This is a genomic window from Pseudanabaena sp. lw0831, assembly GCF_016584665.1.
Classification (GTDB): domain Bacteria; phylum Cyanobacteriota; class Cyanobacteriia; order Pseudanabaenales; family Pseudanabaenaceae; genus Pseudanabaena.
Genome location: NZ_BBJB01000029.1, coordinates 1 through 12452, shown reverse-complemented (window position 1 = coordinate 12452; position 12452 = coordinate 1). Strand labels below are relative to the sequence as shown.

The window sequence follows — 12452 nt, the reverse complement described above, 5'->3', positions numbered from 1 at the left end:
AGCTTATTCCCTAATCGAAGGTCGTATCTCTTAATCGCACATGAAAAAGTATATTTCCCTTGCTGCTGGTTTAGTCTTATTTACAGTCAGTGCTTGCACGACATCTATTCCTGTAGCTGATAATGCAACATCTACGAAAGCTGCAACACCTCCTGCTACAGCTTCCGAGAAGCCTCCTGAAAAACCGAAAGATGACACAAAGCCAGAAGTCAAAGCGGACGAAAAGCCTGAAACCACAGGTATTAATAGTTGGCAAGATTACAAATCATCGGCTGGGAAATTTACGGTGCAAGTGCCTAGCAAGCCACAAGAGCAGTCTCAAGAGCAAAAGACTAATGTGGGGACAATCAAGCTAAATATGGTGATTGCTGAAGCCAGTGAATCAGGGTATTTCGTTGGCTATGCTGATTTTCCCAACAAAATCGCCAATCCTGCTGATATCCAAAAAGGGCTAGGAGATTCTGTTAAAGGATCGGTTGGCAATCTTAAAGGAGTAATTAAGTCTGAGAAAGAATACTTGCTTGGAGATGTTCCTTGCCGTGATTTTGAAGCTAGTGGCAAAGTTCAGACTACGGATGTATCGATGAAGGGTAGATTTTGTCTTGCAGGCAATCGTTTGTATCAAGTATTTGCTTTAGGTGCTGCCGATAAAATCGCGGCTGCCGATGCCGATCGCTTTATTAAATCTTTCAAGATTGAGAAATAAAAAAAGGAGTTGCGATGCAACGCTTTTTGATCAAAATAGAGGCGACGCATTGCGTCGCCTCTATTTTTTACTTTATGCCTAAAGAATATAGAGCAGTAAAAATAAGACAATCCAGACAATATCGACGAAGTGCCAATATACAGATGCAGCTTCAATGCCAAAGTGGCTGGTATTGCTGTAATGTCCAGCTTTGAGCGATCGCACTAACACCGTTGCAATCAACGATAAGCCAATAATTACGTGCAAACCATGAAAGCCTGTTAACACATAAAAAGTACTAGCAAATAGATTCGTGGTCAGACCAAACTCTAGATGTTGGTATTCATAAATTTGTCCAGCAATGAATATCGCACCCATGATAAAAGTGGCAAGAAACCATAGCTGAGCCGCCTTGACCTTATTCTCTTTGATCGCATGATCGGCTTGGTGAATCACGAAGCTACTAGATACCAGAATAATTGTGTTAATGCCTGGTAGGAGTAATTCGAGTTCAGGCGTACCTTCTGGGGGCCAAGAGGGGGCGACGGAGCGAAAGGTTAGATAGGCAGCGAATAAACCGAAAAATAACATTCCTTCGGAAATAAGGAAGACAATTAAACCAAAAACCCGTAAATCTGGGTGTTCGTAATGCCCTGCGTCGGCGGCATGAGCATGGATTGCATCATCTTGCGTCGGGTCAGTAACTGGAGCGATCGATCCTTGCATAGGTAAATGTTTGGATAAATGGATAAATACAGACAAGGGTTGTTGGGCTTAGAAACTTTCTCGATCCCCCCAGCCCCCCTTAAAAAGGGGGGAGAATTAAATTCTTTCCCCTTTTTAAGGGGGATTGAGGGGGATCTCTTACAGCTTTTGACCACAGAAAACAATTCTTAAATGGTTTCTTAAGTTAGAGCTTGTGAAGCTGCGATCGCGGCTTCTTTGCGAGCTTCTTTATATTCTTCGCCGTAGTCATAGGGACCAGTTAATAAGACAGGTTCACCAACCCAGTTATGGGGAATTGGGGGCGAAGAAGTTGTCCATTCCATAGTCAGAGCATCCCAAGGATTATCAGGAGCTTGTTCGCCCTTAAACCAGCTGTAAACGGCGTTTATTACAAAAGGAACTGTGGAAATCGCTAGAATAAATGCTCCAATCGTGCAGATCACATTAATCGGTGCAAATTGAGGATCGTACTGGGCGACGCGGCGCGGCATTCCTTGCAAACCAAGAATATGCATGGGGCCAAAGGTTAAATGCATTCCAATGAATGTCAAGACAAAGTGAACCTTGCCCCAAAACTCATTCAACATGCGACCAGTCATTTTGGGGAACCAATGATATAACCCCGCGTAAATACCAAATACACTGCCTCCAAACAACACATAGTGGAAGTGAGCCACGACAAAATAAGTGTCGTGAACATGGATATCGATTGGGGTCGAACCAAGCATCACTCCACTTAAACCGCCAATCAAAAAGGTGGAAATAAAGCCCATCGCAAACAGCAAAGGACTATCTAAGCGCAACTTGCCACCCCAAAGCGTAGCTACCCAACTAAATACCTTGATCCCCGTCGGTACTGACACGAGCAATGTCACCACCATAAAGAATACGCGCAACCAATCTGGTGTGCCACTTGTAAACATATGGTGCGCCCAGACAAACAAACCCAAAAAGCAAATCATCATGCTGGAATAGGCGATCGCCTTATACCCAAAAATCGGCTTGCGGCTATGGGGAGGTAAAACTTCAGAGATGATGCCAAATACGGGCAAAACCATCACATATACGGCGGGATGTGAATAGAACCAGAATAAGTGTTGATACACGACTGGATCGCCGCCACCAGTGGGGTTAAAAAAGTTTGTGCCAATTAGTAAGTCAAAGCCCAGTAACACCATTGCACCAGCTAATACAGGCGTTGCGAGTAGAGCAAGTACTGAAGTTGCCATCATTGCCCAGCAGAACAGGGGCATACTGAACAGATCCATCTCTGGCATCCGCATCGACCAGATCGTCACAATAAAATTTACTGCCGCCAAGATCGATGAGGTTCCTACTAAAAGAATGCTGCCAATCCAAATCACTTGACCAACATGCTCATTTGTCAAAATGCTTAGAGGCGGATAAGCCGTCCAGCCAGTTGAGGCGGGACCAAAGAAGAAGCTGCTCATCAAGAGCATCCCCGCAGGAATCGTCAACCAAAAGGCGATCGCATTTAAACGCGGAAATGCCATGTCTCGCGCCCCAATCATTAGGGGAATCAAGTAGTTGCCAAAGCCTCCCGTCACCGCAGGTACGATCCATAAAAAGATCATGACCGTGCCATGCATGGTGAAGAGACTGTTGTAAAAAGCGGGATCGACTAAATCAGAGTCTGGGGTTGCTAGCTCAGCACGAACGATTGAGGCAAGCAGTCCGCCTACTAAATAAAATACAAACGAAGTAACGAGATACTGAATCCCGATGATTTTATGATCGACGCTAAAGGTAAAAAATTCCCACCAGAGAGTCTTTTGGGGTTCGGCTCCCATAGCGCCTGCGCCTTGGATTGGGGTGAGTGTCTGGGTCATAGGGTAATTGGTAATTCGTAATTGGTAATTCGTAATTCGTGCTCAGCTTTTAATGACTCATATGCATCATGTGCATATCTCCACCAGCTTGAGCGACTTTACCTGCGAGGTATTCTTGCTCAGACATTTTGGTTACAGAGGCTGCACGGGATGCTACGATCGCTTCGGGATCGTTACTGGCAATTTCTTGCTGCTCTTTTAACCATGTTGCATAGTCTTCAGGAGTATCAATTACCATCGTCGTCCGCATACCGCCATGATAAGAACCGCATAACTCAGCGCAGACTACAGGATATTCACCGACAACGCGAGGAGTGAATTCGAGATAAGTTTCGCGGCCAGGAATTACGTCTTGTTTGATGCGTAATTGGGGAACCCAAAAGGCATGAAGTACATCAACTGCATTCATGTTTAGGCGAATTTTTTTGCCAACAGGAACATGCAGTTCAGCAGTGGCAATTTCGTCTGTATAGTTAAAAATCCAAGCAAATTGCATGGCGCTAACATTGATCGCCAAAACATCATCACTACCAGCAGGAAGAGTACCTGCCATCAGCACATCGTCACTGTTTGAGGAGGCGAGGGTCGCTTTTGACATGGGCATACCACTCTTATCAGCCTTAGCTACAGTCTGATGCATCCCTCCGTGAGCCATGCCGCCGAGGTCTTGAGTTCCTTGCATGGCGGTATAGACATCAAAGCTGTAGATCGCTACCCACATGACGATGACTGTGGGGATCGCTGTCCATACGATCTCAAGGCTTAAGTTTTCATGAATGGCGGGACCATCGTTGTCGTCACCTTTGCGGCGACGAAATTTGATGATTGAGTAAATCAATACGCCCTCAACTACGAGGAAAAACCCGAAGGCGATCCCTAAGATCGTGTTAAAAAGTCCGTCATACAAGACGGCTTCGTCACCTGCGGCAACTGGAAGTAAGCCATTATTGCGCCCGTACCAAATGCTAGCTGCAAAAATCAGCCCAATGATGACGACTACTGAAATTAAGTTGTTTTTTCTCATGATTAGGTTGCCCTATCTTGCTGCTCCTATAAAGTGCATTTGGGTCAAGTGGAGCTTACTGGTAGCTCATTTTCTAAATAAGGACAAATTGACATATTATCTATACTTGCATCCATTTACAGAATGCGGCGCAATTGTTTGTAATCTTTTAGCAATTTCTTTGGGATCGCTCTTAAATAAAGTCCCTAACTGTGCCAGTAAATACATTCACCTTAGTTTAAGGCTTCAAACCCTATTGATAGAGTTGCGGCTCTTTGCGCTGCAACTCTATCAATGGTCGCCAGTCTTGAGTATGACAAAACAAACAATAAATGAGCGCGACATACAGCAATATGCTTATTTGTTTGTTATGGTTGAGCTACTAAAATATCGTTATACCAATTCACAAAAATGTCTTCACACTTTTGTGAATTAAAAAACAAACCCAGTAAGGGTTTTAAAAACACAAAATGGCTTCACCATTTTGTGTTTTGGGATTATAGTTCTGGCGCAGGATTGTCAGGATTTCGACTAGAGGTGAAAGTCATGAGGCAACTGATCGATATTTTGGATTTAGCTTGGCGAAGACAGATAACAAGGTTTTCGGGTAAATTTTTGAGCTTGCTTTGTCTGTCGGTACTTTATGGTAATGACTTGGCGGCGATCGCTCAGCCAAAACACTCGCAGTATGGCTTGGGAATTGAGCCAAGACAGATGGGAAGTTTACACTCTCTTCCAAGTTATTGCGTTGTTGCGATCGCACCTAGGGATGGTGGACGCACCATTTCTGAATATCCTACTTTTTATGTTTATCTACTCAAAAGAAAGGATGCATTCGTTCCTTCTAATATCACAGGATTAAATTTTAAATTATATGGCAACAAAGATATTCCCAGTCGAGGTCGAGCCATTTTTAGTGGAAGAGTACGTAATTTGGATTTAGAAGACGGACTTTACAAGATTAATCTGTCAACCGCCTATCCTTCAGTTTTAAATGGAGAAGTCCAGTCTTGGAAGGCGTATTTATTGGGTTCCGATGATATGTTTTCAGAATATACAAATACATACATTCAGCGGGTTCCAGATCCAAGTCTATTTCGAGAAATTCGCTCTGCAACGACGAAACTACAGCAAGCTCAAGTATATACAAAATATTACTACTGGTATGATGCTTTTGATGCTTATACCCAATGGCTAGAGGCAAATCCTACAGATATAAATGCTCGTCGCGAGCGTGCGAGAATGCTACAGAAAATATACTACAGCCCACATAATAGATGCACATCATCAGAAAAATTATTAAAACTGATCGATGAAGCTAAATCTGCTAAGCCGATCGCATTTCCGCAAGTGAAATAAATGTAAAGGCAATTTATGAATTGCCCTTACATTTATTTTGCGATCGCCTCAAAAATTAGAATTTGTGCAAAACAAAAAATCTCAGCTAAACTTTAGCTAGTTTGATACAATAACCACATAAAGCAGGATCTAAGAATTTTCTCTAGCTGGCAAGATCCTTGAGTCATATCCTTGGAGTTTAGGGCAATGATCATTGATTGGTTACTGGTTTGGGGTGTGACACAGGCGGCGGGTGTAGTCGTTTATCCCATCCTTCAGGATTTGGCGAAGGATGCAGCTAAGGATTATGGTAAGGACTTTTTTAAAGATTGTTTAAAAAAGGTGATCCGCTTGCCTGAACCTGATGTGCTGAAGGAAGCATATGGGAAAGCATTGAAGGTGTTTTTGGAGTTGATTGAGGATGAGCTGAAAGAGGCGAATTATCAAGAAGCGATTATCAAACAGTACATTCCTTATCTGAAAAAGTTTATTGACCGCGCGGATGTTGCCGAAGCCTTGGGGATGGCGTTTGATGTGGAATGTAAGGCGATCAATACGGCGCTGTTGGTGAGGACTTGGGCAGCATTGAATTCGCCACTATTGCCAGAGGATATGGATTGGGATTTTGTGTGTAAGTCCTACATCAAATCGGTAAAGAAGATTGTTCAGAATTCGGATAAGTTGCGTCCGATTTTTGAGGTGCAGACTTTAGATAAAATGGCGGATGCTGCACAGGAATTAGTGGGAATTGCGCCAGTATTTGATTTGGGGAAGTATGCAGAAGGGTTGCAGGAAAGGTATGGCAACTTGAAGTTGGAATCTCTGGATACGACTGGGGTGTATTACAACGAATTGAAGCTCTGGAAGATCTTTATTCCGCAGAATTTACGGGAATGTCAGGAGTTTATTCCGCAGGTGTATGAGTTGCCGAAGGATCGATCTCGGCTGTTGCAGGAGAGTGGACAGTTGGATGTGTTGGAACTTGCCGAAGCGGAGTTAGAGAATCATCGCAAGCGCTATGTCGAGCAGCCGATTCGGGGGGTGTTTGAGGTTTTGGGTAATCCGAATGAGTTGGCGAAGGAGGTCGTTGCGAAATATGCGGTAATCTTGGGCGACCCTGGATCGGGAAAATCGACGCTGTTGCAATATCTGGCGCTGATTTGGGCGGAGCGACCTGTGCGAGATTTGCCTTTGCATCCGTTGCCGCTTTTGTTGGAGTTGCGAACCTATGCCCGTGATAAGCAAGCAGGGAAATGTAAGGATATTGTTTCGTTTATTCATGGTGGGAATATTACTTGTCGGCTGAATCAGCAGGATTTGCATGAAAAGTTGAAGAATGGGGATGTCATTGCCCTGTTTGATGGGATTGATGAGGTGTTTGATCCTGCGTTGCGTGATGAGGTGGTGACGGATATCCATCGCTTTACGAATGAGTATCCTAAAGTGAGATCAGTTGCGACTTCGCGGTGGTTGGGTTATAAGGCACAACGGTTAAGGGATGCGGGGTTTCAGCACTTTATGCTGCAAGAGTTGAATAACGAGCAAATGCAGGAGTTTGTGCAGCTTTGGCACGATCTGAATTTTGAGTCGGGTGCGGATAAGGATCGCAAGCGGGAGCGGTTGCAGAAGGCGATCAGGGAGTCGCGATCGATTAAGGAGTTGGCGGGAAATCCTTTGTTATTGACGATGATGGCGATTCTAAATCGTAATCAGGAGTTACCGAGGGATCGTCCAGAACTGTATAACCAAGCTTCACGGGTATTGTTGCATCAATGGGACTTAGAAAATAAATTGCTAGAAGATCCCAAGCTGAAAGATTGGAAGATTACGATTGATCTTAAAGATAAACAAGCAATGTTGTGAAAAGTTGCTTACTATATGCAATCAAGTAAGAAGGGCTTATCTGGCAATTTAATTGCTGCTATTGATTTAGAAAATATTCTGACTGAGCATTTAAGAACGGTTCTTGAAAAGGGAGAACCTAGATTGGTTGCAAGATTGATAATCAAGCAGCTTCATACGCGCAATTTCATCCTCTGCGATCTGGGTGGAGATTCCTATGGTTTTGTGCATCGTACTTTTTTGGAGTATTTTTGTGCGTGGGAGTTTGTTTGGCAGTTTAAGGAGTCGCAAACGCTTACGATTGAACAGTTAATTCATGATGTGTTTGGGAACCATTGGCAGGATGAGTCATGGCATGAGGTTTTACGGTTAATTTCGGGAATGATCGAACCCAGATTTGTTGCAGAAATTATTGATTTTCTTTTGGAGCAGGAAATTGATAAGAGTACATTTTTTGATGGATCGTTTCCATTATTTAAAAGGCTAAAAAAAGAAGGGTTATCTAATCTCTTATTAGCAGTAGATTGTTTTGTTGAGGTAAGGAATAAAAATTTGATTGCAAGGACTTCTCGTAAGTTGCTAAAAACACTACAAGATGAAGCTGAACAAGAGCATCCTTACAAATTCACTTCTGAATTAGCAATAAGACTCATAAATAACATTGCAATCATTTGGCAAGATAGCTCTGAGACGTTAGTTTGGTTAAAAAAATGTCTCAAGTCCATCCCAGACTCTTCTACCCAAGGAATTTTCGGATTTTTGATAAGATCGTTTATCTCTGAATCTGCGGTACAAGAGATTGCCAAAGGCTGGAAATATAACACTGATACCCTTACTTGGCTAAAAGACCGCGCTCTTTACGATCAGAATGTATATGTGCGAAGTGCGGCGGTACAAGAGATAGACAAAGGCTGGAAAGACGACCCTGATACCCTTCCTTTGCTAAAAGACCGCGCTCTTAATGATCAGAATGAATATGTGCGAAGGGCAATAGTATATATGATCGCTAAAAGCTGGAAAGATGACCCTGATACCCTTCCTTTGCTAAAAGACCGCGCTCTTAATGATCAGAATGAATATGTGCGAATGGCGGCGGTACAAGAGATTGCCAAAGGCTGGAAAGATGACCTACAAACATTTGATTTTTTATGCGATCGCGCTATCAATGATTCTTTTGTTCGGGGAGAAAGTCTAGTGGCTCTTGCTTTTGTTAATCCCCGTCAAACAGCACTAGAAGCAATCCTCAAACATTACAGCGATAAACCTCAAACATTGGAGTTATTGAAGACAGTCTCTAACAACGATCCTGATGAAAGATTAAAGGAATTTGCGAAGAAGGAATTAGCAAAATTGAGTGAGAATCCCGTAGGGGCATAGCATTTGCGCCACAATTTTTAAAACTCGCAACAATTTCGATCTGCAAATGCTTTGCCCTCTATGCCTTCACCGATCGCTTGTCCCCGCGTTGTGAGGATTTGGGCATAGCATTCCCAAATTAAGGCGACCTGAAAATTTATAGATTTCTGTGGGAATGCTATGCCCCTACAATTCTATGATAAACACCAAACATTGGAGTTGTTGAATGCGATCGCTAACTGCGATCGCGATGAAAAATCAAAGGAATTTGCAAAGGAGAAATTAGCAAAATTGAATGGACAAACTTAAGGATAGTTCCAAACATCAAAATAAAATTGAATTTACAGAAGCAGACAGGGCAACATATATGACAATTCAAACCTCGAAGGATCAGACTGACGTATTTCTACAGCTTAAAGAGCGAATTATCAATGATCAAAGCGATGATGCACGAATAGATGCATTAATAGAAATTGTAGAAAATTGGAAAGATGAGCCTGAAACCATTTCTTTATTAAAAGACCGCGCAGCCAATGATGGGTGTTGGGCATTAAGAATGGTGGCAATAGAAAAGATTGCTCAAGGCTGGAAAGACGATCCTGAAACTCTTCCCCTACTCAAAGACTTCATTGTTAATGATGATGATTACGATATACTATTGATTACAATACAAGAGATCGCTCATGGTTGGAAAGACGATCCTGAGACTCTTCCTCTACTTAGAGACTACGTTATTACTCATGAACTTTCCCAAGTACGCACCGTTGCATTAGTTGAGATAGCTCTTGGCTGGAGAGATGCCCCTGATACTCTTACGTTGGTAAAAAACTGTGCAATTAATGATGAGGATAATTGTGTACGAGCAATTTCAGTAACATTACTAGCCCAAGGCTGGAAAGATGAGCCTAACACTCATTCTCTCCTCATAAACTATGCAATTAATGATGAAAGTGATAGAGTACGAAGTTCTGCTTTAAGCTCAATCGCTAAAGGCTGGAAAGGTAATCCAGATACATTTTCATTAGTCAAATATCGTGCTCTTAATGATGAAATTGATAGTGTTCGCAGTAATGCGATACATGAGATAGCAAAATACTGGAGAGATGACTCTGACACCCTTGCTCTTCTCAAAGATCGTGCTGTTTATGATGAGGGTATGATTGTCCGCAGGACTGCGGTAACAGAGATTGCCCAATATTGGAAAGATGACTCTAACACTCTTACTTTTCTTAAAGATCGTGCTGTTTATGATGAAAATAGTTATGTGCGAAGTGATGCAGTACAGGCAATCGCTCAAGACTGGAAAGATGACCCACAAACATTTGATTTTTTATGCGATCGCGCTATCCACGATCCCTTTGTAAGAAAGGAAGAATGGGAAACTAATCCCCGCCAAACTGCACTGGAAGCAGTTCTCAAATATTACAGCGACAAACCTCAAACATTGGAATTATTGAAGACGATCTCTAACAGCGATCGCGATGAAAAGCTAAAGGAATTTACGAAGAAGGAATTAGCAAAATTAAGCAGATAAGATATAAGGATAGACCAGAACCTCAAACGGATTGTCTTTGAAACGTAGAGAATAACCACCAATTCAAATCATGACTATTCAAAATAGCCGAGTTTTAGATTCATTATGAAATGAATTGATGATTCGCGAATAGCTAGCTTTTCATCTTCAGTTTTCTTTTCATAAACATTAGTCATTAGTGACACCCTTCCATTCTCAGCAAAGCTATCACGATGCCGATCAACAAAATTCCAATATAAATAATTAAATGGACAAGCAGAACGACCTGTCTTTTGCTTCACATCATACTTGCATTGTGAGCAGCAGTTACTCATTTTATTGATGTAACTACCCCCAGAAACATAGGGCTTCGATGCAAGTATGCCACCATCAGCAAAGGTAGACATGCCCAAAACATTAGGAAGTTCGACCCATTCGTAAGCATCAACATATGCAACCCAAAACCAATGATTTAGCTGACGAGGATCTGTATTTGTGAGATTGCTAAAATTACTCAAAACCATCAATCTTTGAATATGATGGGAATAGCCATGATTTAAGACATGAGTAACAGCATCCTTGAGACAGAGTAAATCTGTATCTGCATTCCAATAGAGTTGCGGTAAATCGTTAGTAAACTCAAAATAGTTGCTTTCTCTAACTTGTGGCATCTGTACTTCGTAATAAACACGAATGTATTCACGCCATCCTAAAATCTGACGAACAAAACCCTCAACGGAATTTAGCGGCGCTAATTTCTGTTCATAAGCTGCGATCGCCATTTCACAAATCTCCTGTGGCAATAATAAACCATTATTAAGATAGGGCGAAAGTACAGAATGGAATAAAAATGGCTCACCAACTTTGATTGCATCTTCATAGGCTCCAAAATTTGGTAGGCGAGTTTCGATGAATGCTTGAGCCAGTCCTAAGGCGCGATCGCGCGTTACAGCATAGCCAAATTGGGCTAGTCTTCCAAAGTTATTAGGTAAGTAGTCTTTGACTAACTTGATTACTTCTTGCGTAATTACATCTGGTTCTATTACTGGAATCTTAGGGATAGAGACATTTTTTGGCAGAGACTTACGATTTTCTTTATCATAATTCCATGTACCTCCCACGGGCTTCCCATCTGCCATCAAGTAGCCAGTTTGCTTACGAAGTTCCCGATAGAAATTTTCTAGGCGATAACCTTTTTTAATTTTTGATTTGAATTTCTCCGCATCCGCAATAAAAAAATTGTTGAGAATTAAAGTAATGCGATCGCCCAATTTATCTGCTAAAGCCGCCATCTGCGATCGCGTATCCCATTCCGATGGCTGCATGTAGGTAAGATTAATCTGGGGATATTGCTCCAAAAACTCCGCGATCGCGTCAGCGTGAAAGCCTTGAGTAAATAAATTCAATACAGGAAAGCCTTGGTTATGGCAGGCGATCGCAAAGTGGCGCTGAGCACTCAGGATATAGACCAATTTTTGCTTATGGTGTGGAATTACTGTCGCATATTTTAAAGATTCAACAAAGATTAATAATGGCTTTTGGTCAATTAGTTCCTTGGGAAATACATCGAGATTTAGTTGATCGTAGAGAATAAATAGGGCGCGATCGCTAGTTTTTAACTTGTTTTCAAGAGGCAGTGCATTATTGATTTGCGCAAGAAATTCACGAGTGTTTTCTATCATGTTTTAATACAGCTTGATTGCTTGAAAAACACTATAAGTAGATATGCAGAATTATTTACACATATTCATAGTAATGGGAAGATTCTAAGGATTACTTAATTGTGATCTAATTACTGTGAGATTAATTGCTCCACTTTCCCCTGAAACGACAAAGCTACTGTGGAGAATCTATCGTCAAAGTCACCGCTTTGCAATCCGTCAACGAGCACACTGTATTCTTTTGAGCGCTCAAGGGATAAGGATAGCGCAACTGATGCAAATTTTTGGGGTGAGTCGCAAAACGATTCATAACTGGTTTGTGGCTTGGGAAAGGCTCAAGTTGGTGGGATTATGTGACCGAGCAGGGCGAGGTCGTAAATCCACGTTTACCCTTGAGCAGCAAGAACAAATAAAACAATGGGTGAATCAATCATCGAAACAACTCAAGCGAGTGCTGCAAAATATTGAGGAAGAATGG

11 protein-coding genes are annotated in these 12452 nt (G+C 42.1%); 7 read left to right on the top strand and 4 right to left on the bottom strand.

Features of this window, described 5'->3' with window-relative positions; translation table 11 throughout:
- Positions 1-40 precede the first annotated feature (40 nt).
- Positions 41-706: a hypothetical protein gene (locus APA_RS05670; protein WP_201321339.1), complete on the top strand. Its 666-nt coding sequence runs from the start codon at positions 41-43 to the stop codon at positions 704-706.
- A 78-nt stretch (positions 707-784) separates the two neighbouring features.
- Here APA_RS05670 and APA_RS05665 read toward each other — a convergent pair whose 3' ends face one another.
- From APA_RS05665 to APA_RS05655, 3 genes are all read right to left on the bottom strand, one after another.
- Positions 785-1411 (bottom strand): heme-copper oxidase subunit III, encoded by a 627-nt coding sequence (locus tag APA_RS05665; RefSeq protein WP_201321338.1) that lies wholly within the window; start codon positions 1409-1411, stop codon positions 785-787.
- A gap of 179 nt (positions 1412-1590) precedes the next feature.
- Positions 1591-3261, bottom strand: a complete 1671-nt coding sequence (gene ctaD / locus APA_RS05660) for a cytochrome c oxidase subunit I (RefSeq protein WP_201321337.1) — start codon at positions 3259-3261, stop codon at positions 1591-1593.
- A gap of 49 nt (positions 3262-3310) precedes the next feature.
- Complete coding sequence (locus APA_RS05655; protein ID WP_201321336.1) at positions 3311-4285, bottom strand: cytochrome c oxidase subunit II; 975 nt, start codon at positions 4283-4285, stop codon at positions 3311-3313.
- 390 nt (positions 4286-4675) lie between these two features.
- Here APA_RS05655 and APA_RS05650 point away from each other — a divergent pair, with 390 nt between their 5' ends.
- The 5 genes from APA_RS05650 to APA_RS05635 all read left to right on the top strand — a co-directional run bounded on the left by APA_RS05650 (position 4676) and on the right by APA_RS05635 (position 10334).
- Positions 4676-5623, top strand: a complete 948-nt coding sequence (locus APA_RS05650) for a DUF928 domain-containing protein (RefSeq protein ID WP_236579420.1) — start codon at positions 4676-4678, stop codon at positions 5621-5623.
- A gap of 186 nt (positions 5624-5809) precedes the next feature.
- Entirely contained in the window at positions 5810-7465 is a 1656-nt protein-coding gene (locus APA_RS05645; RefSeq protein ID WP_201321334.1) for an NACHT domain-containing NTPase, read from the top strand.
- Between the two features lie 15 nt (positions 7466-7480).
- Positions 7481-8821, top strand: coding sequence for an NACHT domain-containing NTPase (locus APA_RS05640; protein WP_201321333.1), 1341 nt, complete (start codon positions 7481-7483; stop codon positions 8819-8821).
- Between the two features lie 159 nt (positions 8822-8980).
- The gene (locus tag APA_RS25425) at positions 8981-9109 is read left to right on the top strand and encodes a hypothetical protein (RefSeq protein ID WP_268961894.1); all 129 of its coding nucleotides are present in this window, start codon (positions 8981-8983) and stop codon (positions 9107-9109) included.
- Positions 9096-10334, top strand: coding sequence for a HEAT repeat domain-containing protein (locus APA_RS05635; protein ID WP_236579419.1), 1239 nt, complete (start codon positions 9096-9098; stop codon positions 10332-10334). Before APA_RS25425 ends, APA_RS05635 begins: the two co-directional genes overlap by 14 nt.
- A gap of 74 nt (positions 10335-10408) precedes the next feature.
- Here the strand turns inward: APA_RS05635 and APA_RS05630 are convergent, their stop codons facing one another.
- The gene (locus APA_RS05630) at positions 10409-11995 is read right to left on the bottom strand and encodes a cryptochrome/photolyase family protein (RefSeq protein ID WP_201321331.1); all 1587 of its coding nucleotides are present in this window, start codon (positions 11993-11995) and stop codon (positions 10409-10411) included.
- A 115-nt stretch (positions 11996-12110) separates the two neighbouring features.
- Here APA_RS05630 and APA_RS25420 point away from each other — a divergent pair.
- The coding region (locus APA_RS25420) for a helix-turn-helix domain-containing protein (RefSeq protein WP_201321330.1) at positions 12111-12452 on the top strand (342 nt) is incomplete at its 3' end.